A 23,298-nucleotide genomic window follows, 5' to 3' on the forward strand; every position below is an offset into this window, starting at 1 on the left:
GTTCAGCACCGGCCATGCGCTGGAACACTACGCCATGGGTCGGGCGCGGCGGGCCATCGAGGCTCTGGCCAAGCTCGCCCCTGAAACGGCGACGGTCCGGCGGGGCGAGACGACAGCGGAAATTCCGGTCCAGGAGCTTGTGGTCGGCGACATCGTGGTGGTCCGGCCCAACGAGCGCATGCCGTCAGATGGCGTCGTCGTGCTTGGCGAGAGCAGCGTCGATCAGGCGCCGATCACCGGCGAAAGCGTGCCCGTCGATAAGCGGGCGGCGCCCGACCCCGCTCTGGATTTCGACAAGGCGAGCCCCGAGCATCGCGTCTTCGCCGGGACGATCAACGGCCCCGGCGCCCTGGACGTGCGCGTCGCCAGGAAGGCGTCGGAGACCACGCTCGCCCGCGTCGTGAAGATGGTCGCCGAGGCCGAGGCCCAGCAGTCGCCGACCCAGCAGTTCACCAACCGCTTCGAGCGCATCTTCGTGCCGTCCGTGCTGGTGGGCGTCGGCCTCTTGATGCTGGCCTGGGTGGTCATCGACGAACCCTTCAGCGTCAGCTTCTATCGCGCCATGGCGGTCCTGGTGGCCGCGAGCCCGTGCGCCCTGGCGATCTCGGTGCCCAGCGCGGTCCTCAGCGCCGTGGCGCGGGCGGCCAGGGGCGGCGTCCTGGTGAAGGGCGGCGGGCCGCTGGAAAATCTGGGCACGCTGACCGCCATCGCCTTCGACAAGACCGGGACCCTCACTGAGGGCAAGCCGAGGATCACCGACGTGGCGACCGCCGAAGGTGTCGATGAGCGCGAACTCCTGTCCGTCGCTGTCGCGGTGGAACGTCTGAGCGATCATCCGCTGGCGGCGGCTGTCGTCCGGGACGGCGGCGTGCGACTGAAGGACCACCCCGTTCCGGTAGCCGACGACGTTCAGAGCCTGACCGGCCAGGGCGTGCAGGCCAAGGTGGCGGGCCAGACGGTGGTGATCGGAAAGCCAAAACTGTTCGAAGACGGTCCCGGCGCCAAACCCTCCGACGCGCTGTGGAGCGAAATCCAGCGGCTCGAAACAAACGGTCGGACGGTGATGGTCGTCAAATCCGGCGACCGATACCTCGGCGCCATCGGCGTGATGGACACCGCAAGGCCCGCCGCCGAGAGCATCATCGCTCGCCTCCGCGCCATGGGGATCACCCGGATCGTCATGCTGTCGGGCGACAACCAGTCCGTGGCCGACGCTATCGCCACCAAGCTCAGCCTGGACGAGGCGATGGGCGGGCTGATGCCCGAGGACAAGGTGCGGATCATCAAGGAGATGAAGGCCAGCGAGGGAAGGGTCGCCATGATCGGCGACGGGGTGAACGACGCACCCGCGCTGGCCAACGCCACGGTCGGGATAGCAATGGGCGCGGCAGGCTCGGACGTGGCCCTGGAAACCGCCGACGTGGCCCTGATGGCCGATGACCTCAATCACCTGCCGTTCGCGGTCGGCCTGAGCCGGAAGACCAGCGGCATCATCAAGCAGAACCTGTGGGTCAGCCTCGGGATGGTCGCGGTCCTGATCCCGGCGACCCTGTTCGGTTTGAAGATCGGGGCGGCGGTGATCTTCCACGAAGGCTCGACCCTTCTGGTCGTGGCCAATGCTCTGCGATTGCTGGCCTACCGGGACAAGGCATAGGATCGGGCACCATGTTCTCCCCCCTGCGAAATCCAGCCTACCGTCGCCTGTTCCTGGCGCAGGTCGCGGCTCTACTCGGCACGGGCCTGGCGACCGTCGCCCTTGGCCTGCTGGCTCACAAGCTGGCCGGGGCCAGCGCCGGCGAGGTTCTTGGAACGGCTCTGGCGATCAAGATGGTCGCCTATGTGGTGGTCGCCCCGTTCGCCAGCGCCCTGGTCGCCCGGCTGCCTCGCAAGACGCTACTGGTCTCGCTGGATCTGGTCCGCGCGGGCGTGGCGATCTGCCTGCCGTTCGTGGGCGAGGCCTGGCAGGTTTACGCCCTGATGACCGTCCTCTACGTGGCGTCGGCGGCCTTCACCCCGGCCTTCCAGGCAATGATCCCGGACCTGCTGCCGGACGAGGCTGACTACACCAAGGCCCTGTCCCTCTCGCGACTGGCCGCCGATCTGGAGAGCATCGCCAGCCCGACCCTGGCGGCCGTGCTGCTGCTGGTCATGCCGTTCAGCGACCTGTTCGGCGGCACGGCGCTGGGGTTCCTGCTGTCCGCCGCCCTGGTGGTCAGCGCCATCCTGCCGGCGTTGACGGTCAACCGGCCCAAACCGTTCCTGCAGCGGCTCACCGGCGGGCTGCGGCTGTTTGCTCACACGCCGAGACTGCGCGGCCTGCTGGCGATCTCTATGGCGACGGCGGCGGGTGGGGCCATGGTGTTCGTCAACACCGTGGTGCTCGTTCAGTCAGGGTTCGGGCTTGGCGAGCGCGAGACCGCCTGGGCGCTGGGCGCTTTCGGCCTCGGCTCCATCGTCGCCGCCGCCCTGCTGGCGCAGCTGGCCGATAGTGTGGGAGACAGGAGCGCCATGCTGACCGGCGCGGGCGTCATGACAGCGGCGTTGTTCGCGGGGCCCCTGTTGGCCTCCAGCTACCCCGGATTGCTCGCGCTCTGGATCGTCACGGGGTTTGGCTACTCCCTGACCATCACTCCATCGGGCCGCACCTTGCGCCGGTCTGCCCATCCCGATGATCGGCCGGCCCTGTTCGCGGCGCAGTTCGCGCTCAGCCACGCTTGCTGGCTCCTGGCCTATCCGCTGGCCGGGTTCGTGAGCGCGAGGGCAGGGACGGGCGCCGCCTTCTTAGGGCTGGCCTCCCTGAGCCTCGGCGGTGCTCTTGTTGCCCTGCTGATCTGGCCGGCCCGCGATCCTGAAGAGATCGCCCACAGCCATGCCGACCTCTCGCCCGATGCTCCACACCGAGCAGATGCTGAAGGGGCAGAAGCTCGGCACGTTCATTCCTACATCATCGACGACTTCCACAGGCGGTGGCCGAGCCCGCGTGCGAGTAACAACACGAAACCTGGCTGATCCCGAAATCGGATCAACTTCTTCGGTCTGCTGCAAATCTGAACCGATGCCGCTACCTTGTCAGCGCTTCATGGCACATGACGGCCGGTCGCCAGACAGGAAGCAACTCATAGGTTGCGCCGTGGCGCCTCTTAACTCACACGGTTTCTGCTACTCGCCACCCAGCACCCGTGGGTACTTGGAACAAGCGGCGGACGTGAGACGAGACCTTGTCGCAACGTCGCGTTAGACTCGGCGTGGAGAGGGGCTTCCGGCCGACACTTCTCCGCCCGCCCGTGGGAGTACGACCTTGAGCAAACCACCGTTCCATCCCGTTGATGTGCATGTGGGCGGCATGATCCGCGCGCACCGTAGGCGGTTGGGAATGAGCCAGTCCCAACTCGCGGATGCGCTCGGGCTCACGTTTCAGCAGGTTCAGAAATATGAACGCGGGAGTAATCGTGTATCCGCGTCGAAGCTCTTTGAAATAGCCGAAGCGCTCGAGTTGTCGATCTCTACGTTTTTTGAGGGGTTGGACCGCAGCGATCCGGAAGGCACATCAATGTCGGGAGAACTGATCCAGTTTGCCAACATGCCTGGCGCGACAAAGCTTATGCACGCCTTCAGGCGGCTGACTCCCAACGTCCGAAAGGCCCTGGCGGACCTCGTCGGGGTCATGCCGCCGGACAGCGACGTTGAGGATAACGCGCACGTTGCGGTCGCCCAGCAGTAACTGCAACATCTCGTCGCGGGTGCGGATTCCAGCGAGTATCGGGCCAGCTTGGGATGGCATGACGCTGGAAATCGACCTGTAGGGGCCGTTCCAGGCCCTGAAGGACAATTCCAATTTCCGATAATGCTTATTAGACGCAATTAATTCGCAGTCGCAGCTAGTGACGAGGCACCGTGAAATCCACGTAGCGCACGGTCTCGTCGCCCATCGAAACGACGGCCGTATCCAGGCCCCTGCCGGTCAGATGATCGAACATCGGCGCAGCCAGGCCCAACTCGCTGGCCATTTCCAACAAGGCGCCCGGGCGCGTGCTTTCCAGGGCGTCCATCGCCGCCTCGAGGAGCTCCGCATTCTCCATCGGCATGTCCGCGTCGTACCGCTCAATCTTGGTCTGGCCGGTCTTGGCCAGGTGAATGTTTCCAGTCCGGTACTGGTCGGCCGAGATCACGCCGAGATCGAACGCCCGTCGAAGCACGGCGCGCGCGCTCACCTTCCACTGAAGCTTAATGTGAAAGATCAGCTCCCAGTTCAGGAAACGCGATCTCGGAAACATGTGCAGGAACGGCGCGCGCGGCAGCAGGAAGGCACTGGCGAAACGATTGGCTTGATCCTCCGTGGGGCGATCCCCAGTCTGGATCCCGCGGTGCATCACCAAGTGACCACACTCGTGGGCCAAGTCGAAGCGCAGCCGACTGAGGCTCTGCTTGGCCTCGCTGCGCACGATGATAGGACGACGGCGATCCATCGACAGCGCGTCAACCCGGTCTGAAATACCAGCGAAATAGGTGACGATGGCGCCGGCATTCTCCACGACCCGCATCATGTTGGTGATCGGCCCGGAGCTTCCGAGGCCCCAATGCTCCCGCGCCGCCTCGGCGGCGACCTCAACGTCGTCGAGGCTCTGAGCCATGGAGTCTGGGAAGTTGACTGTCGGCAGCTCGAGGCGGCTGTCAAGTTCCTCGGTCAAGGCGTCAAGGATCGAACCTCGCGCCAGCACCTGGCTGGTGATCGACGCCGGCGTCGTCGCCTGTTTGCGGAAGTGACACTGCTCGGGCCTGACGGTGGCGCGCGGCGCGACGGAGAAGAACCGCGGCGTGACGCCGAGCGCGCCAGCCAGCGCGGTCACCAGATCGCGGCTGGGTGCCTTGGCCTCGACCTCCAACTGATGGATGAACTGGCGCGTCGCGCCCACCGTCACCCCGATCTCGTCAAGCGAATAGCCGAAAGCAAGTCGCGCCAGTCGCAGCTGCTCCCCTCTAAACGGTCTCTCGGTACTCATGGCTGGCGCCTATCCTGGGAAGTCCCTCCAATCAAGACCGGTCGGCTACGCAGGTTTGGCCTTCGTATCTTGATCGGTGCCCGGAACGCGGACCTCCGGCCTGGGCAGATCGATGCCTTCGGTCGAGGGGGTTGGCAGCGGTAGGCCGACGGCCTCCATGTACGGAACGTCCCAGCAGAAGACCGAGCTCTCGCCACGCAGGCCGACGAACTTGATGCTGGCGATCGAGCCGTCGAAGTCGGTCTCGATGGCGAACCGATATGCCAAGCCGGCACCGTCTTCCTTGCCGAAGATGAAGGCCAGCTGGTTCAACTCGGAGAACGTCTGGCGGAGCGTACGGTCACTCGGCTCGTCCGCTTCGCCCTTGTAGAACCGTACCGGCACATCGCCGATCTTGAAGATGAACTGCTTCGACGGGTCCATGATGGACAGCCAGTCGAAGCCAGCGGTCTCGGCCGCCTTCAGAATCTGGAAGCGGGCGTACTGGAACGCCTTGCAGCCCAGCGTCCATCCGTCGTCGCCGACCGTCTCGTCATGTCGGATGAGCGCGTCGCTCCTGCCCTGGGCGATCAGGCCCGCAACCGCGACGATCACGTCGCGCTGCAGATGCGGGTGGTAGTCCCAAGGATTCGATTCGGACATGACGCCTCCAGATGCCTAGATCATGGGCGATATATGGCTTTTGTCAACCTGACGTGCGGGCCGCGTCTACCGCCTGTCCATGGCCTCGTCCTCTAGCCAGCGCTGCCAATCGAAGCCGATGATCGAAGCCGTCGCTTCCCGCTCCCTTAGCGAGGAAAGGAGGTTTTCGATGTCGAGGCTCGCTGGCGGCCGCCCCATGAGACCCCTCCTGTCAATCTGAAACTAGGCAGATCGCTAGGTGCGGGACAATCAAAGGATCACAACGCCGATTTCTGATCCCCTGTTCAGGTCGCTCCCGGCCTTTGAGGCGTAGGCTACCTAGACACTGACAACCGTCGGGCGAGCCCTAAGGAACACGCCGATTGTTAATAGCGCGTGGGTGTTGCTAAAGCTGTTGAGCTGGAATTCGCACGACTCACCATTGATGTTGCAGATCACCTCGGTCGCGTCGAGTACGGGACCTTTCTTCCGATAGGTCGCGTGCCGCCCAATGAGCCCATAGGCCGCCTGCGGCGTGAGGCCCCCAAACTGGTCCCGGAAGGCGCGCGAGCGGATGAAGTACCGGATCGGCTCGCCATCATCGCCCGCGCCCATGTCCGGGTAGCGGGGATGGGCGCTGACCATGCCGAACACCGCCGCGTCAGGATCGCGGTCTTCGATCATCCGCCAGAAGGTGGTCGTCAGCGTGTTGCCGAAGCGCTTCGCGAGATCTCCAATTACCTTAAAGTCGAGGGCGCTGTCTCGAGCTTCCAGAGCAAAGCGCTTCTGCAGAAAGAGCAGTTGGGCGGCGCCGAAGTTGGCTTCCGCCTCGATCACAGCGTGGCAGAGCGGGTTGAGGGTGTGTTCGTTGTCCCCGAACAGAAACTCGCGATGCCAGGGAATGATGCTGTGGCCAACCTCGTGGCCCTCGATCCAGCGGTGCTTGGGCTTCGGCACCGTCTCGTCGATAAGGATCCGCTTAGCGTCGGGCACCCAGAGCGCCGACAGTTTCGCCTTCGTGACCGCTTCGACGAGCAGCATGGGCCGCGCGAGAATCTGCTTACCCGCCACCGAGAGACGCGCGGCGACATCCTGCAGCAAGGTCGTGTTAGCGGTGCTGTAGTAACCGAGGTTGAGGCCAAGTAGGGCGCGCACCTCGGGCAGCTTGAGCGGCGGCTCCGGATTGCCCAGATCGCTGAGGATGCGCGACACAAGCTCGCGGATATCGTCCGCCTCGTATTCGCCCACCCCCTCCCCGCTCATGGGTCAGGTCGCCTGCTTGGTGAGGTACTTTACGTACTCGTTGAGGGCGCGCTGCTCTTCACGACTGAGCTTCGACATGTCGTCGGATTTGGCCGCGAAGCGCAGCGCCTCGTCCGCAAACTCTTGATCGCGCGAGACGGTCGCCCCGGACAGTTTCGCGAGCGAGCGTTCTGGGACCTTCATCACGGACGCCAACTGGTGCACGACGCGCGGCCGAGGCGGCGCCTGGGGGTTCCGCTCGATCTGACGCAGGTCTTCGACATCGACCCGCGCTCGCCGCGACAATTCTTCGACCGTCCACTGCTGCTGACGGCGGAATTGCCGGACGAACACGCCAAACGCCTCCAGCAAGCCAGGCGGCTGGGCAGCTACCGCGGCGATGTCCGGGGGAAGGAACATCCCGATAGATTCCAACACATGGATGAAGGGGCCAGCGTCCCCGTCTATGTCCGGGTCTGACTCAACCTTACGGCGGAGCCAGTCTTGAGAAATCAACATCTTCATTTTCGCTCCTCTCTCTAACTGACAAACGCCTGGGCCTGGGCCCGGGTCATTTCAAAATATCGCATCTGGGTCTCGTCAGCGCCGAGGTCGGTCATACCGCAGACGTCACGGTACCAGGACTCGGCTTGGGGCAAGGCGTGCAGGCCGATCCGACCATCAAATTCTTGGTCAACGCTCAAGCTGATCGCGGCCGCCATGAGGAGCCGCCCGATCCCTTTGAACTGCGGCTGAGGCACGAGACGAAACCGATTCCAGGGCGCCGTCGCCAAGAGATCGATCTCAACGATATGCTTGCCGCGCCCGCTCGCCTCGCGGGCAAACGTGTCCATGCGGACGAACATCAAGCCCTGAGTGACGTCCTCGGCCTCCACCGCAAAGGAGCTCCAGGCCATCATGTCCCGGCGCTCCAACCGCTTCTGCACCCATTCCCAATGGGCGTCCTGAAGGTTGTGGTCGCCGACTACCTCAAGCGTCAGCTCACCCTTGGCCCGCAATTCGGCCAGGCGCGCGTCAAATATCGGCTTCCACTTCTGGGCGAAATCCTCAACGTGCCGTTCGTCGAGTGACTGCCAAAGCGTGACCTCGACCTCCTGATCCTTCAGGCGGTCCTTAAGCAGGTAGGTCCCGAGCAAGTCCGTCATGACTCAGCTCAGCACCATCAGCTCAGCCTTCTCCTTGGTGGTGGGGTGTTCGACAAACACCTTCTCGCCGCTCTCGAGACGCGCCGAGATTGATTGGTAGAGACGCAAGGCTTGGCGCACCAACGCCGTCTTCGACAGGCCCTTCTCGTCGGCCAGCCGTTCCACAACGTCCATCTCATGGGCGCTGAGGTTTAGCGTCATCGTTCGCTTCTCAATCATCGGGGTCACCAGGGGCGGGGGTGACCTTAAATGGCACCGGCCGGCACCGCTGTCAACACTAATTAGCCAGTATTTAGCTATTGACTCCATATTTCTTAGCTACTATTTCCATACCAGTCCCCCTCGAACGCGAGATTTTCACATGGAACAATCCCCCACCCCCCCACCCCACCATGACGGCAACGGCCCTGCCGAAGTGGTCATCCACGAGACGGCCCACCTCGAGGCGTCCGAGCACGAAGGCGAGATCCAGGTCGACGAAGTCATCGACATCGAGATCTACGTCCGCGAGCAGAAGCGCGTCCCGCTGGCGCGCGCCTACCGCATCCGCATCGACAAGCCCTACTTCGAGGTCACAACGCCGAAGCTATCGGCGCGGGACCTGCTGGAATTGGCCGGCAAGCGGCCGCCGGAAGCCTACGTCCTGCGCCAGATCGTTCACGGCCAGCCGGTGAAGCTGGATCTCGACGACATCATCGATTTCCGCGCGCCGGGCGTCGAGAAGTTCAAGACGATGCTCAAGACCGCGCAGGACGGCGCGATCTGATGGCCCGCCGCGACTTCCGTCTGCCGGCCACTGACGAAGCCTTCTTGGACCACCTGGGCCTGGCCTGGGACACGATCCAGGAAGGCGGCGTCCAATGGGTCGTCCTGCGCAGCTACCGGCTTCCGGCGGGCTATGCGCCCGCCGTCGTCGACGTCGCCATCCAGATCAGCGCCGGTTACCCCGACGCGGTTCTCGACATGGCGTTCTTTCACCCGCACATCCGCCGCGCAGACAGTCGACCCATCCCGATGACCGATGGCCGGATCCAGCTTCTGACCCTGCCCTGGCAGCAGTGGTCGCGTCACAGGACCCCCGCCAACCCCTGGGTCCACGGCGAAGACGATCTCTCCAGCCACGTCCACTATATGGACGCTTGGCTGGCGGCCGAGTTCGAACGGGTGTCGCCATGAGCGGCCGGTTGCGTCTGACCGGGACGCAAACCCGATCCCTGCACAGCCACCTGTTCCCCGGCGACGGCAAGGAAGCCGTCGCCATCGCACTCTGCGGTCAGCACCGCGGGCGCGACCGCCAATTGTTGGTGCACAAGGTCATCCTGATCCCCCACGAGAATTGCGATCTCCGCACGCCCGACACGGTGGCTTGGTCCACCGACCTGATCATCCCAGCGCTCATCGAGGCCGATCAGCGCGGTTGGAGCATCGTGAAATTCCACTCGCACCCGGGCGGCTACAACGCTTTCTCCGAACAGGACGACCGGTCTGACTCCGCCCTCTTTCCGTCGATCGCCGGCTGGATCGACCACGACGTCCGCCATGCCAGCGTCGTGATGCTCCCCGACGGCGCCATGTTTGGCCGGACGGTCGATGAGTTCGGGACCTTCGCGGCCCTGGACGCCATCGTCGTGGCCGGCGAAGCGCTGCACGTCTGGCGTTACGCCGATGTCACCGGTGATGGGCCCATACTGCCGACGCCCGGCTTCGCGCTCCGGCACGCGCAGGCCTTCGGCGCCCAGACGACGCGTCGGCTGGGCGGTCTGTCGATCGCCGTGATCGGCTGTTCGGGCACCGGCAGCATCGTCATCGAGCAACTCTACCGCCTCGGTGTCGGGCGGCTGGTGATTATCGACCCCGACGTGGTCAAGGATCACAACCTCAACCGAATTCTCAACACCACTGCCGCCGACGTCGCCCTGCACCGTCCGAAGGTTGAGGTCATCCACGACGCCCTCATCAAGGTCGGCCTGGGCTCCGAAATCCTTCCAATCGCGCGAAGCCTGTTCTCCGCCGAAGCCATCGCCGCTGTGGCGGACTGCGATCTAGTCTTCGGATGTGTCGACTCCGCCGAAGCCCGCTACCTGATCAACCGGATCGCAGCCTTCTATGTCCTTCCCTACTTCGACGTCGGGGTGGCGTTGGACGCGGACGACCAGGGCCGGATCACCCAGGTTTGCGGCTACATCCACTACATGCAGCCGGACCTCTCGAGCATGGTGAGTCGCGGCGCGGTTTCGATGGAGGACGTCCGCGCCGAGGGCGAACGCCGCCGCAATCCGGCGCACTATGAAGAGCTGCGTCGCGCCGGTTACATCCGCAACGTCGACGAGGACCGGCCCGCCGTCATCAGCGTCAACACGGTCTTTTCCGGTCTGATCGTCAACGAGGTCCTCGCCCGCCTTCACGATTTTCGAGATGATCCGGGCGACCTCTACGCGACGGTCGGATTTAGCCTCAGCCAGATGGCGCTCTACCCCGAAGCGGAGACGGGCATTCCTTGCCGGCTCTTCGCGCGTCACGTCGGGCGGGGCGACACCGACCTACTGCTCGACATGCCCGAATTTAGCCCGCCGGGCGCTGCGTGATGCGGGCGCTCAAATCGCTCGCCACGGCGACAACCGTCGCCTGGCGCAGGCTGAAAGCCTGGCGACCGTTCGACGAGCGCTATCGCGTCAGCTTTGTCGAAGACCTGCCGGACCGGCCGGAACGCCGCCGACTCTATGTCATCGGCGACCCTGGCTTTCCGCTTTACGCGGCTATGGCATGTCCCCGCCGTCAGTGCGCCACGATGCTGACGATGAACTTGGCCCCGGACGACACGCCTCGGTGGACGCTCAGGCTAGAGGCGGGCGAAATTCCCACCCTCGCCCCGTCGATCTGGCGCAAGACCGCGTGCGGGTGCCATTTCTTCCTGCGCCGTGGCCGGCTCGAGTGGTGCCGCTAGATCGACCCCAAGCGCGACCCCCTCGCCCAGGCAGGAAAAAGCCAGCCGACAGCGACACAAGCACCGCGCTCATGCTCGTCGACAGCATGCTCGGGTGCCGCCAACAGGATGCGGTCCGATCGCAAGATCGGAAAGTCCGTCGTAGGCCTGGCCTCGCCGACGGACCGGGGCAACCGACAGGCCCACGTCAGGCCCCGATGCAGGCCTCCAAGAAATAGGCGTCCCCCTCACGGCCCGTCACCCGGCAGACCTCCTGGACCCGCCGGCCGGCGGGCGCGCGGGCGATATGGATCACCAGGTTGATCGCCTGGGCGATGGCGCGATAGGGAATCCGCTGGGTCACCTCCCCGATCAGATCCTCCAGCCGCGTCAGGCCCTCCATGGCGCTATTGGCATGAATGGTCGCCAAGCCGCCGGGATGGCCCGTATTCCAGGCCTTCAGCAGGTCCAGCGCCGAGCCGTCGCGCACCTCGCCGATGATGATCCGGTCGGGCCTCAGCCGCAGCGTGTCGCGGACCAGGTCGGTCATGGTGACCTGCGGCTCGGTCCGCTTGGTCAGCATCTGGATCTGGTCCGCGGCCGAGCATTGCAGCTCGGCCGTATCCTCGATCAGCACCACCCGATCCTCGGCGAAGGCGGGCTCGGCCAGGATGGCGTTGGCCAAAGTCGTCTTGCCCGATCCGGTACCACCGACGATCAGGATGTTCTGACGGCTTTCCGCCGCCGCGCGGATGATCGCCGCCTGACTTTCGGTCATCATCCCGCCGGCGACATACTCGTCGAGGGTAAAGACCACCTCCGGCCGCTTGCGGATCGCGAAGGCCGGGCTGGAGACCACGGGCATGAAAGCGCCCTGGAAGCGCTCCCCGGTCAGCGGCAAGGTCGCGCTGACCCTAGGGTGATCACGGGTCACCACCTCGCCGGCGTGGTCGGCCAGCAGGCGCAGGATGCGGTCGGCATCCGCCGCCGCAAGGTGCTCTCCGGTCCACGACCTCCCCTCCCCGATCCGGTCCACCCAGATCTTGCCGTCGGGATTGACCATCACCTCGACGACCAGCCGCTCGGCGAGGGCGCCGGCGATGACCGGGCCCATCGCCTGGCGCAGGGCCGCGACCTTGCGGTCGGTTACGACAGGATGGTGCTGCGACATGGCGCTCTCCACGGACTTGGGTTGGAAGGGGGCGACGGGTCCACTACAGGCTCCCGTCGTCATCGCCGGGCCGCAGGGCCGCGATCGGCTGGGGCGCCAGGTAATCCTCGGTCAGATGCCCCTCGGGCGCGTCCGCAGCGCCATTACCTGCGCCGGAGCGTGCCCGGGGCGGCGAGACGCCCGCAAAGCTCTCAGGAGCCGCCACCACGGCCCGCACACCCTTCCAGTCGATCGAGGCCCGCCCAGGCAGGTCGGCGGCCTCTGGGCGCTGCTCATAGGCCGCGGGCACGCCGTTGAAGTAGTCCCCCGTCCGCGCCTTGAAGAACGGCTCCTCGTAGTAGCGAATCTTGTCGGCCAGGATCGGCTTGGTGTTGTTGACGAACAGGAACTGCTTCCTGTCGTCCAAGCCCCGCACATCCTCCTCGGAGAGGATGTAGCGCTGCTGCTCCGACTGGGAGGTCGAACGGTTCGCGCGCCCGAAAAGGCTGCGCGGATCGCTGTAGCTCTCGCGCATCTCCAGCGCCTTGCCCGCCCGGCGCGTCACCTTGTCGATACTGGTGGGCTCCGAGGTCGCGAAGCAGGCCGTGATGTGCATGTTGTCGAACAGCGGCGTCTTGTCCCCGTACTTGGAGAACACGTCGTTGAAGCTCTGGCAGATCAGGTGGGCGGTGATCCCATAGCCGGCCATCTCGCCCATCGCGTTTTCCAGGAAGGGAAGACTGCCGAGCTTCGGGAACTCGTCGAGCAGCAGCAGGAGCCGGTGCAGCTTGCGCCGGCGGCGGCTGTCGAAATGCTCATGCTCCATCAGGCTGTTGATCGTCTGGCGCGTGAACACCCGCACCAGGAACGCCAGGCGGTCGGCATGGGCCTGCGGCGTGATGATGTAGAAGGACACCGGCGCCTCGGAGCAGACCAGGTCGCCGATGGAGAAGTCCGACCAGCTGGTCGCGTACTCCACCAACGGATCCGCCCACAGCGAGAGTGACGCCCGGCAGGTGGCCAGGACATTGGATTTCACGCGCTCGTCCATGGTCGAGAGCGCCGTCGCCCCCAGCAGGACCTCGGGGTGGATCTCCGCGATCGGCGCGCCCTTGGCGTCCCGCGCGAGCCCATCCGCTGCATGATAGTCCGGCCGCCAGCGGTGTTGAGTGTTCATCATCGCGTGCAGGGCCGGCTCGATGTTGATCAGCAGCCGCCGGACCTGGGCCAGGTTCTTCTTGGTGTCCTCCTCGCTGTAGAGAACGTGCAGGATGATCGCGGTGAAGAAGTCCGTCGCACTCTGGTCCCAGAAGTTCAGGTCGCCGGCTTTGCGGCCCAGCGGGTCCACCAGGATCCCGACCACGTTCTGGATATCGGCGATCTCCATCGGCCCCTTGCGGACCTCGAAGAGCGGATTCCAGCGGACGGTGTTGGGGTCGGTCGGGGAGAAATAGAAGACGTGACTGAACGTCTTCCGGTGATCGGCGGTGATGTGCCAAAGCTCGCCCTTGCGATCATAGATGAAGGCGCTGTGCGGCCAGGCGATCAGGGTCGGGACCACATGCCCGGCCCCCTTCCCGCTCCGCGACGCGCCCACGATGATCGCGTGCTCGATCCCGCCATAGGTCAGGTATCGGCCATTGAAACGGCCGAGCACCCGGCCGCTGATCTGACCGCTGGTTTGCCCGCCAGGGCCAAAGAGTTTGGCCCTCCGCACGTCATCGACGTCGGCCCAGGCATCCCGGCCAAAGGCCTTGGGCTCACGCTGCGATCGGCGGGTCAGCAGCGCCGCCGCCATCACCGGCCCCATCGCGACGGCCAGGGCAGCCAGGCCCGCCAGATCGAACGGCCTCGGGTAGCTCGGTTGGAAGCGCATGTACCAGCCGACGAACGACCAGGGCGCATAGACCCGCACCGTCCCCAGGTCGAAAGCGCCGGCCCCAAACTCACGCGGATAACCGTAGGTCTGCGCCACCATCTGGGTGGCCAGCGTCAGGCCGAGAAGGATCGACAGGGCCGCCAAAGGCAGGATGATCGAGGCGCGCGCCCGGCCGTTCATCGTCCCTCCCCTGCCCTAAAGGCCCGGAATGAAGCCACGTCCGATGACGTGCCCCAGTCCTCGGTTGAGCCGTTCGACGGCCTGTTGTCGCGCCGGCGCCGGGAAGCGCATCACCGCCTCCCGCGCAGGCCCGCCGATGTCGCGGATGAAGCGGGTTTCGTCGGGGACCTTGGCCGGCACACGAAGCTCGCCCTGCCCCAGCGCCTGGGCAACCCGCAGGTCGTTGAAGGTCCGCGTGGCGCCGGCGATCCGCTTGTCAGCGCGTTTGACTTTCCGCTCCAGGGTCCGCTTGCGACGTGCGACATCAGCGGCGGTCTCCAGCTGCGGTCCCCGGCGCGCCGCCACGTAGGCCTGGCCCTGCGGCGACCGCGCCCAGGACGCGCGGACTTCAAGCTGCAGGTCAACCCGTCGGAGCGCCGCGCGCGCGCGAGCAATGGCGTTCAGTTCGGCGTGTTTCGCCCAGATCATCCGGGCCGGATTGCGCACCCATTGCACCAGACTCAGCCGTTTCGACCGCACCTCGGCGACGCGCCCCTCGACACGAGCGAGCCGCGCCTTGGCGAGCGCACGCTCACGCGCCGCCTCCGCCATCAGCGACCGTTCAATCTGCCCGGCGGTCTCAATCTTCGGCCCGCCCAAGCCCGCCCGCTCAGCCGCCCAGCCGTCGCGCTCGGCGACCATGCGTACCCGCATCTGCTCGGCCTCCTGGACCAGTTTGGCGACCGGCACCGAGATCAGGGGCACGGCTTCCACAAGCCGATCGGCGGTCTCCTGAAAGTCCCGCCGAAGTTCAGCCCGCTTGCGGTTATGCGCGGCCGTATCGCGGTTCTGCTCGCCCCGTTCAGAGGCGATATTCTTGCGCTCCAAGGCCGAAGCCGTGGGTCCAAGGTGGACACCTGGTTCGCGGTCGAGGCCCCGCTCGGCGAGGGACAGATGCGAGACCTGCGGGGCGTCTGGGCCAAGGTGTCGGCGCAGGTGCTGGTTCTGCGTTTCGGCCCACGCCGCGCGCCACTTGCGCACCGCCTGCGGGCTCCACCATTCCGGCGGCTTTCGGCCGAATCCCGCAGGTCCGACAGAGCGCGTCGTGACCAGCACATGGGCGTGGAAATTGCGCTGATCGCCCTCTTTGCCAGGCCGATGCATCGCCACATCGGCGATCATCCCCTGCCCCACCAGATGCTCTGAAACGAAGGCTCGGACGAGGTCGCGCCGCTGCTCGAAGTTCAGTTCGTGCGGCAGGGCCAGGAGCAACTCCCGGGCCGGCACGGCGTCCTTCCGCGACTCCTGCGCCTCGGCCGCATTCCACAATACCTCGCGGTCCCGGAAAGCTGTGGGCGCACCGGCCGGCGCCAGGATTTCCGCGTGCTCGATGCCATCCTTGGCGGCGAAGTCGAACTCCATCGCCAGGCGCTCATCCACCAGCCGGTCGCCTGATCGGTAAGCCGCGGCGGCCACAACCGAGCGGCCCGCCGAACGCTGGATTGTCTGCACCTGGCAAAGGAACGACGCCATCTCTTCCCTCCCCTTGGCCGGCCCTGCCGGCTGGATCGCTAAGGGCCGCGCCCTTGGCTCAAGGCTCCACGGCCGGGTAGGCCGTCGGGGGGCTTGAGGGTGCCGGGCGGAGCCTGGCCGCGGGGTTGGTGGGCGTAGCCCAACCAACCCGTATATGCGCCATTGTCCGTAATTACTGTTCTGCCATGGATAGACCATGACGGCCATTATTGATCGGTTTAGGCCGTCCGGGGCTTTTACGACAACTAAGGTGTGCGCCATGACCACGGTCGATAAGCGTCGAAGAAACACTCGCCCGTCGAAATATCGCCCGCGAACCGGGGCGCAGAAGGAGCAACGGCGCGAGCTTTGGATCGCCCGGACCGAGGACCGCGAGCAGGCTCGGCGGGTCTCAGAAGAAGACGCGCTGAAGCTCCGATTGGACGAGCTGGAAAGCGCGCTTCGCGATGCCGGCCATGACGGCGTGCATCGCCGCCGCCACGCCACACCGCTCGAAGATATCGCCGACGACGAGCAGCGTTTCCTGGTGCTCAAGGCCCGCGTCGAACGGCTCGAAGCCCTGTGGTCGATCAACCAGCGCAAGCGGGAAACCCGCGCCAAGATCATCATCGGCGGCGCGCTGTTGGCCGAGGCCGGCGACGATCTTCTCGCCGGTGACGCCGAGCTCCTCGCGCGCCTGGTCGACATCATAGACCGCCGCGTCGAGGGCATCCGCGACCGCCTCACCGTGCGCGAGCTGCTGGGCAATGTGCCGCTCTCGCTGCGCCCCGGAGGCGACGTTGAAGAGAGCCCCGAGAGCGCCCTCCAAGCCGAAGGTGCGACCCTCCCAGACTTCGATCTGATGGCGCAGTCGGCGATGGCCGACGAGCCGGTCACGAGCTTCCTGCCCAGCGACGTCGATGCGGACTATGCCGACCTTGATGGCTCCTGGCAGGCAGCGTGATCACTGGCGCCACGCGGTCACGGTCCCGTCCTGCCGAACAAAGATCGCATGTGCGCCATCGGCCGTTTGAGGCCGGCGATCACCGCCCTCGCCTGCTCCGTCCGGAGTCTCCGTAGGCGCTGCCACGGCGGCAGGGCCAGGCGCCACGAGGGCACGGTTCTCGCCCGCGAAGATCGCGCCCCCGGCGGACTGCCAAGGGTCAGATGCCGCGCGGCCGCGAGGCGCTGCGGGCGAACGGCCAGCGCCGGGCGTCGAGCCCCCTCCCCTGCCCGCTTCCACGTAGAAGCTATGCGCGCCGATCACCGCCGAAGGCGGGGCGCCACCGAAGTTCACCAGCCCTGCCGAGACCTCGCCGCGGGCCGCCCGGCCGGCCACGATCTGCGGGTTCTGGAAGAACCTGGCGCCATTGGTCGGATCGGGTAACCGGCCCTCCAGGGCCAGGTTGATGATGGTGTCGATCCGCGCCTGCCGGGCCTCCGAGACCGCCGGCAGGCTGCGCCAGCTTCCCCCGGCGCGCATCACCGGCTCGAACTGGCGCCGGGCATTGACGACTGCCTCGACCGACCCGCCCCAGCGGCCATCGGCGAGGCGATTGATGATCGTATAGACAACGCCCGCCAGGCCACTGTCGCCCTGGTTCGCGGCCTCGGCATAGGCGACCCGCGCGATGGCCTCCCGCGCCTCGGGCGAGGAGACCAGCGTGGCCAGGGACCGGGCGGGCGGAGTGGCTCCCGCGAACGGCGTGGCGGGGGCATAGACCCCTGGGCAGTTCACGCCGGTTGGGACGGGCTGAGCCGTCTCGCCCCGGGCCAGGAGGGCGCAAAGAGCAGCAAGGGCCACAGGATCCATCATCGGTCTCCAGAGGAGTGAATTGAGGGGCTCAGCGGCCGAAAGACGCCGAGGATCTCGCGCGTCGTCACCGGCCCGAAATAGCGGCTGTCGAAGCTGTTCGGGATGCGATCGGAGAACACGAAGAACTCGCCGCGCGCCAGCGCGCGGCAACCGGCCCAGCGGGGCAAACCCACACCCCGGCTGTCATGGGAGAGCACCGGCGCGCGACGGATCCCGTTGATCGTCAGCGTCCCGCCGTCGGTGCAGATGTGATCGCCCTCCCCGGCGGCAATCGCCTTCAGGATTGGAATTCGGCGCAGGTAATCCATCTGCCCATCGGCGTAGGGAAAGGCCGGCGCGGGCGCCTGAAAAGCGATGATCGCGCCTCGGGTGGGATGCCCCAGGGTGCGGACATAGAGCCCCAAAGGCTCGCTTGGACTGCGGTTCCAGAGGAGCGCCGGCTGCGGCAGGCTGGCGCCGAGGACCGCCGCTGCAGCGACAGGAAGAATCGCCCACGCCGCCAAGGCCGGGGTCAGCCCCCTCGCCGGGCGGACGGGCGATTTTCTCATGCTGACTTGGCCTTGCCTTCGCGCTCGCAATCGAGCCACAGGCTCGTCAGCGCTTCAGGCCAAGATGTGGCTCATGCCCGGTGTTTGTGGGCTTCGGCCCCTCTCGGGCGCCCAGGCGGGTCACTGATACCCCGACGATTTGCAGAAGTTGCCAATTGGCAACTCGGCGACATCGGAGGGGTCGAGGCGCCCGCTTAGGGCCCAGAATCCGGAAGTTGCCAATTGGCAACTTCAGCCCTTTGGCCGCATCCGGAGCAGCTCGCGCTGGAAGGCCTCGGCGAAATCCGCGTTGCTGGCGTCGGCATCGAGCGCCAGTTCTAGGACCACCTTCTTCGACCCCTTGCGCGCCAGGGTGAAGAGGGTCGCGCCCGCTGCGTTGATCACGGCCGTGACCGGCTTGCCCGCCTTGGTCACAGGTTTCGCGTCACCAGCTGCGGCCCGCTTCAGGAGCGCCAGAACCTTCGGAGCGTCCAAAGGACCCTGCCCCTTGGCGATCATTTCCGCTTGCTGAACCCCCAGGCGCTTGGCCTCGGCCATCACCCGAGGGCGCGACGCGCCGTCAGCCAGGAGAGGCTTGATCTCGCGGGCATGGTTCTCGCGGAGCTGCCGCACATCGCCGAAAGCCTCGACGACGTCGGTCGGCAGCTTGGCGAGGTCGAGAAAGCGCGACAGCCAGGCCTTTGGCACTTCCAGCCGCTCAGCCATCCGCTGCGCGGTGCCGCCGTAGAAGGTTTCAATGGCGTGGCGGTAGTCCAGGGCCCGCTCGTAGTCGCTGATGTCCTTGCGAGACCGGTTCTCGACATCGGCCAGACGGAAGGCCTGCTCATCGGAGAGCTCGCGCTCCTCGACGAGGTAGCGGATATCGCGATGCTCGACATTCTTGAGGTGGCTGACCGCCCAGTGACGGCGTGCGCCGCAAATGACCTCGAAATCGTAGTCCGGGTCACCCTCCACCCGCCGCACGATCGCGGGAAACTCCTGCTCCCCCTGGGAGCGAAGGCTTTCAAGAAGATCGCCGCAGACGCTCTCGTTGAGGAGGTCGTAGCGGCGATTGTGCCGCTCCCACATCCGGCATCGAGCCGGATCAACCAGCTTGAGGGTCTTTTCCTTGATGTCACCGGCTGTGACACGGGCAAGCCCGGTCAGCCGCGTGGTCAAGCGCTCGGTCGCGGGCGCCCCGCGCTCCAGCGTCGGGGTTTCAGTGACCGCAGGGGCCACCAGGCCCGCGAGGATGGAGCGGTTCTTACCTGTGGTGGATGCCATGACCGCCCTCCCCTACCCTAAACCCAGCCGGCGAAGGTCCGGCCGATGGCTGGGCCACGCCTTACGGATCAGAAGCTCGATCTCGCCATTCAGGCGGTCGAGGTTGTTTCGGCAGCGCTCATAGGTCTTCGTCGCCGGACCCGTCAGCTCATAGACGGTGCGCAGCTGCACATTGGCATTGTCGATCTCGGCGGAGTCGAGCAGCGAGGCCGACAGCATGTCGGCGCCAAACACTGCCTCCATCATGTCGCGGATCTGGGTGTGGGCGCTCTTGCCCTCATCGACCTTGGTCGCGACGACGCGGAGGAAATGATAGCCTCGCGCGCCCAGATGGTTCTGCATGACCTCCAAGGTCTCCACGATCATCCGCAGGAAGTGGGCGGTCGAGGCAAAGTCCACGGTCGAGGGCGGTGTCGGGATCAAAAGGGCGTTGGCGGCGCGCAATACGGCCAGCGACAACATGCCCAGCGCCGGCGGCGGATCCAGTAGGACCACGTCATAGTCGATGGCCATACCCTCGACACCGCGACGCAGGCGGTCCAGGGCGTCAGGGTTCCCGCGAAGGCGCGCCGCCGCCTCATATTCCGCTTGGTATAGCCCGAGGTTCGCGGGGATCAGATCAATGCCCGGCCAGGCGGTAGCCCGGAGGCCATACTTGAGGTCCGGCTCTCCGCCGTGACGGAAGAAGGGGAGGAGGGTCTCCTCGTCGTCGATATCGATGTCGGGATTGAACCCGAAGATGGTCGTGGTGCTCGCCTGGCTATCGCAATCGATCACCGCGACCCGGTAGCCCTTGAGCGCGAGGTACTGCGCCACATGACAGGTGAGGGTGCTCTTGCCGACGCCGCCCTTGAAGTTCTGAACCGCCAGGACGATCGGCGGATCCGCGGGACCACGGCGTGGCCGGGTCCCGAAGACGTCGCGCATATGGTTGATCTCGGCCAGGCTGTAGCCTTCCCGCCGCTTCGAGGCGCTAAGCCTGGGGGCGGGGAGGCGGCCATCGGCCTCGGCCTGACGGATCGCTTCAGAGGTCCGGCCCACCATCTCGGCGGCCTTGGTGATCGTGAAGCGCAGATCGACGATCTTCTCTTCGCCGGGCGCGAACACCGTGGCCCGCAAGCGGGTGATGACGTCGTGGGCGCGGTCGCTGAGCGCCGTCATGGCGTCGAGGAGGACGGGTCCAGAGACCGCACTTTCCGCGAGTGCAAGTTTCGCCATGGCCTCCTCCTTTGCAAATCTCCAACGAGATAGCTGGAATTTGCCAAGTTTTCGGTCGGATACAATGAAGAATGAGTTAACAGCGCGCCGAGCCTGAACCCTCATGGTTCAAGGCGACGGCAAGCCAGCCTGTCCGCCGCGCCCCGTTAGAGAATTTCTTAGGGACAAAGTTAGACAGAGTTAGAGGCCGCCAAATGCTCAGGAAACCCATACGATACAAGGGTTTCCGAAAATCCCCGGTCACCAATGCCCCGAGCCGAAGGTCACTGATACCCCGTGCCTCGGGTCACCGTTCCCCCGTGGAATAGGTCACCGTTCCCCCGAGGGTGGGACCTTGCGCTTCTCAAACATGCCATCGACGGCGAGCGTGCGGGCGTCCTCGCGGGTTCGGCGCTCCGAATCAGCAGCCAGGCGAGCCAGATCCGCCTTGATCGCGGCGCGCTCGGCGGCGTCGCGGCGGATGAAATGGACGGCCGGCGAGTTGTCCGCGGCGTTGACGAAACTGACGTCGTATTCGGGCAGGTCGTTGGCGGCGACGATCCGCTTGAGCAGGTAGTTGAACTGCTTCAACGGGCTCTCACTGCCGGTCTTGTCGTGGAGCACGCTCACCCGGCACGTCCAGCCCGACGCCTGGTCGCCGGCGTGCTTGCGGGCGATCCGATAGATGGCGCGCTCAACACCGCCGGAGAGGGCGAAATAGTCGGCGTGCAGCGTCAGCAGCGACCGGTCCTTGATCACCCCCTCATAGACCCAGTTGGACAGGGTGAGCGTCAGACCCTTCGGGGCGCCGGTGACGGCGTCCGACTCCAGCATCCATTCGTCGAGCCAGCCGAACTGCGCCTTGGTGTTGCGCTTAGTCCCCCGGATCGAGGTCTGGATCGTCGTGGCCTCCAGCCGCTGAAGAGCGGCCTGGAGTTCCCGATAGCCCTTGCCGCCGGTGTCGCGCTTGATCGCCTTGAGGAGATCATAGGTCGTGGTGTGCAGGGTCCGGGGCAGGTCGTTCTCGCCGGCCTCCCGCATCTGATTGATGCGTGAGGTCGCCCAGATCAGGATGTCGGCGTCCCAGATGGTGGCGATGCCAAAAGCGGGGTTGGCGCTGACGTGGACCCAGACCTCACCGTCGGGGCTGGTGTATTCGATCGGCTTCAGGCGCTTGCGCTTCGACAGCGAGAAGAACGGTCGCTCCATGACCTCGCGCTGATCCTTCAGCGGCAGGCTGTTCATCCGAGGGACGAACAGATCAAACTCCTGCTGTCGAATCGCGCGCTTAGACATCACCAACCCCACCACGAGCGACGATCTTGGGGAAGGGCAGGGGCCTCGACCCCAGAAGTTGCCAATTGGCAACTTCTCCGAAAACACCGCCTACGGTCCCCGCCGGAGCAGCGCCTTCAGGCGCCCTGCCGACGTGGTTCTGTGGGCCTGAGAGGAGAGCCGCGGTCATGCGTCCCCCATCTCGCGAGGAACGGTGATGTTGTAGGTGCTGTCGAGGCGCCCGCCGGGCTCAAGGACGCGCTTGCCGCTGCCAAGGTCAATCGCGCCCCGCTCGAGGCGGCTCGCCCAGGCATGGCCGTGGCGATCGGCGAACCATAGCGCGAGACGCTTGACCTTGACGCTCCGACAGTCGGCCAGGAGCGCATAGAGCCGCCGTGGGCTGAGGGATGACAGGCCCTGCATCAGGACGTCGGCCTCGTGGAAGGAGGCGACCTGCGGGACGAGGTCCAGGACCTCCAGTAGGGCTCGCTCCGGCGTCGAGACGATAAGCTGGGTCTCCAGGCCGCCTGCCGAAGGGTGCGTGAAGTGTCGCTCGAACCCGCCGGCCTGCGGATCGTCGGCAAGAAGCGGGTCGGCCGTGAACAAGGTCGGCCGGTGATAGACCAGCCCGGGCCCCAAGAGCCTGCGTGCCCAGACAGGCGGCGGTGCGGCGCCGCGGAGGTAGAACGGGTTCGGCCCGTCAGGAGCGCTATAGTGGCCGAGCCCCAGCAGCTCCAAAGCCGTCCGGCCACAGACCGCGAGGAGGGGAGGGCGCAAACGCTGGAGCGACAAGGCGACCGCTATGGCCGAGAGGGCCTGGTCGGATGTGTCGCCAGCGCGCTGATAGGCCCCTCGGACGGGCGCCTGAAGCCAACCGCTTTTGACATACTTGGCGACGAGGCTTCGTGAGTAGCCATGGCGCTGCAGCCAACGGGCGTCCGCTAGGAGGCCATCGGGCAAAAGGCGCTGAAGTCGGTTTAGTTTTCCGTCCATTCGCCAACCCACAGTGCGCGTATTGACAGCATTGTAAACCCGCCGGGTTTAACAGGCGTCAAATTCGCCAACTCAAGGTGAGCGACTTACGCCGATTCCGAACCAGAGCCGAAGCCCGCCCGGCGAACCGGACGGGCTGTTGGCTTTAGGCTGCCTCGGAGACAGGGGCGTCCTGGCGATCGAGGGACTTCAGCTCGTGCTGCGGCGTGGCGACCACGACCTTGGAGAAGAAGCGTTCCTGGCCGTCCTTGTCGGTGTAGCGGTCGTGCCGCGTCTCGCCTTCAACGAAGACCTTGGAGCCCTTCGGCAGGCCACGGCTTTCGAGCCAACCGACCGTGCCCTGGTTCCAGATCTCGACCTGGTGCCACGTCGTGTAGTCCTTCCGCGTGCCTTCCTTCTTCGTGTAGCGGCTGGTGGCGACCCGCAGCGTTGCGACTTTCTTGCCGCCCGCCGTGGTGCGGATTTCCGCTTCGGCGCCGGTAAAACCGATAAGTTGGACCTTGTTCAGCATCGTCTTTCTCCATCTGCCGCCAAGAAAAGCCCCGGCGGCTCGC

At 65.7% G+C, this 23,298-nt stretch carries 24 protein-coding genes; 8 read left to right on the forward strand and 16 right to left on the reverse strand.

Features of this window, described 5'->3' with window-relative positions; genetic code table 11:
- The 3 genes from ACODSL_RS18420 to ACODSL_RS18430 all read left to right on the forward strand — a co-directional run.
- Positions 1–1,654: heavy metal translocating P-type ATPase (locus tag ACODSL_RS18420; RefSeq protein ID WP_488902192.1), on the forward strand; the 1,654-nt coding region annotated here is incomplete at its 5' end.
- 11 nt (positions 1,655–1,665) lie between these two features.
- Positions 1,666–3,009 (forward strand): MFS transporter, encoded by a 1,344-nt coding sequence (locus tag ACODSL_RS18425; protein ID WP_488902193.1) that lies wholly within the window; start codon positions 1,666–1,668, stop codon positions 3,007–3,009.
- A gap of 289 nt (positions 3,010–3,298) precedes the next feature.
- Positions 3,299–3,721, forward strand: coding sequence for a helix-turn-helix domain-containing protein (locus ACODSL_RS18430; RefSeq protein ID WP_488902194.1), 423 nt, complete (start codon positions 3,299–3,301; stop codon positions 3,719–3,721).
- 157 nt (positions 3,722–3,878) lie between these two features.
- Here ACODSL_RS18430 and ACODSL_RS18435 read toward each other — a convergent pair whose 3' ends face one another.
- From ACODSL_RS18435 to ACODSL_RS18460, 6 genes are all read right to left on the reverse strand, one after another.
- Complete coding sequence (locus ACODSL_RS18435; RefSeq protein ID WP_488902195.1) at positions 3,879–5,000, reverse strand: helix-turn-helix domain-containing protein; 1,122 nt, start codon at positions 4,998–5,000, stop codon at positions 3,879–3,881.
- 45 nt (positions 5,001–5,045) lie between these two features.
- Positions 5,046–5,642 (reverse strand): hypothetical protein, encoded by a 597-nt coding sequence (locus ACODSL_RS18440; RefSeq protein WP_488902196.1) that lies wholly within the window; start codon positions 5,640–5,642, stop codon positions 5,046–5,048.
- A 318-nt stretch (positions 5,643–5,960) separates the two neighbouring features.
- Entirely contained in the window at positions 5,961–6,869 is a 909-nt protein-coding gene (locus ACODSL_RS18445; protein ID WP_488902197.1) for an ImmA/IrrE family metallo-endopeptidase, read from the reverse strand.
- 18 nt (positions 6,870–6,887) lie between these two features.
- On the reverse strand, positions 6,888–7,388 hold the full coding sequence (locus tag ACODSL_RS18450) for a helix-turn-helix domain-containing protein (protein WP_488902198.1): 501 nt from the start codon (positions 7,386–7,388) through the stop codon (positions 6,888–6,890).
- 14 nt (positions 7,389–7,402) lie between these two features.
- The gene (locus ACODSL_RS18455) at positions 7,403–8,029 is read right to left on the reverse strand and encodes a hypothetical protein (RefSeq protein WP_488902199.1); all 627 of its coding nucleotides are present in this window, start codon (positions 8,027–8,029) and stop codon (positions 7,403–7,405) included.
- Positions 8,030–8,032: 3 nt separating this feature from the next.
- Positions 8,033–8,230, reverse strand: a complete 198-nt coding sequence (locus ACODSL_RS18460) for a transcriptional regulator (protein ID WP_488902200.1) — start codon at positions 8,228–8,230, stop codon at positions 8,033–8,035.
- A gap of 160 nt (positions 8,231–8,390) precedes the next feature.
- Between ACODSL_RS18460 and ACODSL_RS18465 the strand changes: the two genes are divergently transcribed.
- The 4 genes from ACODSL_RS18465 to ACODSL_RS18480 are packed head-to-tail and all read left to right on the forward strand — an operon-like array spanning position 8,391 to position 10,973.
- Entirely contained in the window at positions 8,391–8,795 is a 405-nt protein-coding gene (locus tag ACODSL_RS18465; protein ID WP_488902201.1) for a multiubiquitin domain-containing protein, read from the forward strand.
- Positions 8,795–9,205 (forward strand): E2/UBC family protein, encoded by a 411-nt coding sequence (locus ACODSL_RS18470; protein WP_488902202.1) that lies wholly within the window; start codon positions 8,795–8,797, stop codon positions 9,203–9,205. The genes ACODSL_RS18465 and ACODSL_RS18470 overlap by 1 nt, the downstream gene beginning before the upstream one ends.
- The gene (locus ACODSL_RS18475) at positions 9,202–10,614 is read left to right on the forward strand and encodes a ThiF family adenylyltransferase (protein ID WP_488902203.1); all 1,413 of its coding nucleotides are present in this window, start codon (positions 9,202–9,204) and stop codon (positions 10,612–10,614) included. The genes ACODSL_RS18470 and ACODSL_RS18475 overlap by 4 nt, the downstream gene beginning before the upstream one ends.
- Positions 10,614–10,973 (forward strand): ubiquitination-like system serine protease family protein, encoded by a 360-nt coding sequence (locus tag ACODSL_RS18480; RefSeq protein ID WP_488902204.1) that lies wholly within the window; start codon positions 10,614–10,616, stop codon positions 10,971–10,973. The genes ACODSL_RS18475 and ACODSL_RS18480 overlap by 1 nt, the downstream gene beginning before the upstream one ends.
- Before the next feature lie 187 nt (positions 10,974–11,160).
- Here ACODSL_RS18480 and trbB read toward each other — a convergent pair whose 3' ends face one another.
- Genes trbB through mobQ form a run of 3 tightly spaced genes read right to left on the reverse strand, consistent with a single transcriptional unit; the run spans position 11,161 to position 15,673 of the window.
- A complete protein-coding gene (gene trbB / locus ACODSL_RS18485; RefSeq protein ID WP_488902205.1) occupies positions 11,161–12,123 on the reverse strand; it encodes a P-type conjugative transfer ATPase TrbB in 963 nt (320 codons plus the stop codon).
- 43 nt (positions 12,124–12,166) lie between these two features.
- A complete protein-coding gene (locus tag ACODSL_RS18490) occupies positions 12,167–14,161 on the reverse strand; it encodes a type IV secretory system conjugative DNA transfer family protein (RefSeq protein ID WP_488902206.1) in 1,995 nt (664 codons plus the stop codon).
- Between the two features lie 15 nt (positions 14,162–14,176).
- Entirely contained in the window at positions 14,177–15,673 is a 1,497-nt protein-coding gene (gene mobQ / locus ACODSL_RS18495) for a MobQ family relaxase (protein ID WP_488902207.1), read from the reverse strand.
- Between the two features lie 259 nt (positions 15,674–15,932).
- On the opposite strand from mobQ, the gene ACODSL_RS18500 reads away from it, so the two are divergent.
- The gene (locus ACODSL_RS18500; protein WP_488902208.1) at positions 15,933–16,616 is read left to right on the forward strand and encodes a hypothetical protein; all 684 of its coding nucleotides are present in this window, start codon (positions 15,933–15,935) and stop codon (positions 16,614–16,616) included.
- Here ACODSL_RS18500 and ACODSL_RS18505 read toward each other — a convergent pair whose 3' ends face one another.
- The 7 genes from ACODSL_RS18505 to ACODSL_RS18535 form a co-directional block, all read right to left on the reverse strand.
- Positions 16,617–17,465, reverse strand: coding sequence for a cell wall hydrolase (locus tag ACODSL_RS18505; RefSeq protein WP_488902209.1), 849 nt, complete (start codon positions 17,463–17,465; stop codon positions 16,617–16,619).
- Positions 17,465–17,971 (reverse strand): S26 family signal peptidase, encoded by a 507-nt coding sequence (locus ACODSL_RS18510; RefSeq protein ID WP_488902210.1) that lies wholly within the window; start codon positions 17,969–17,971, stop codon positions 17,465–17,467. Before ACODSL_RS18510 ends, ACODSL_RS18505 begins: the two co-directional genes overlap by 1 nt.
- A 276-nt stretch (positions 17,972–18,247) precedes the next feature.
- Positions 18,248–19,279 carry a ParB/RepB/Spo0J family partition protein gene (locus ACODSL_RS18515; protein ID WP_488902211.1) on the reverse strand — a complete coding sequence of 344 codons (1,032 nt, stop codon included), beginning with the start codon at positions 19,277–19,279 and terminating at the stop codon, positions 18,248–18,250.
- 12 nt (positions 19,280–19,291) lie between these two features.
- Positions 19,292–20,497 carry an AAA family ATPase gene (locus ACODSL_RS18520; RefSeq protein ID WP_488902212.1) on the reverse strand — a complete coding sequence of 402 codons (1,206 nt, stop codon included), beginning with the start codon at positions 20,495–20,497 and terminating at the stop codon, positions 19,292–19,294.
- Positions 20,498–20,806: 309 nt separating this feature from the next.
- Positions 20,807–21,772 carry a replication initiator protein A gene (locus tag ACODSL_RS18525; RefSeq protein ID WP_488902213.1) on the reverse strand — a complete coding sequence of 322 codons (966 nt, stop codon included), beginning with the start codon at positions 21,770–21,772 and terminating at the stop codon, positions 20,807–20,809.
- A gap of 165 nt (positions 21,773–21,937) precedes the next feature.
- A complete protein-coding gene (locus tag ACODSL_RS18530; protein WP_488902214.1) occupies positions 21,938–22,744 on the reverse strand; it encodes a type IV toxin-antitoxin system AbiEi family antitoxin domain-containing protein in 807 nt (268 codons plus the stop codon).
- Positions 22,745–22,889: 145 nt separating this feature from the next.
- Positions 22,890–23,255: a single-stranded DNA-binding protein gene (locus ACODSL_RS18535; protein ID WP_488902215.1), complete on the reverse strand. Its 366-nt coding sequence runs from the start codon at positions 23,253–23,255 to the stop codon at positions 22,890–22,892.
- Between the last annotated feature and the right edge of the window lie 43 nt (positions 23,256–23,298).

It is taken from the genome of Caulobacter sp. FG121 (assembly GCF_057809815.1).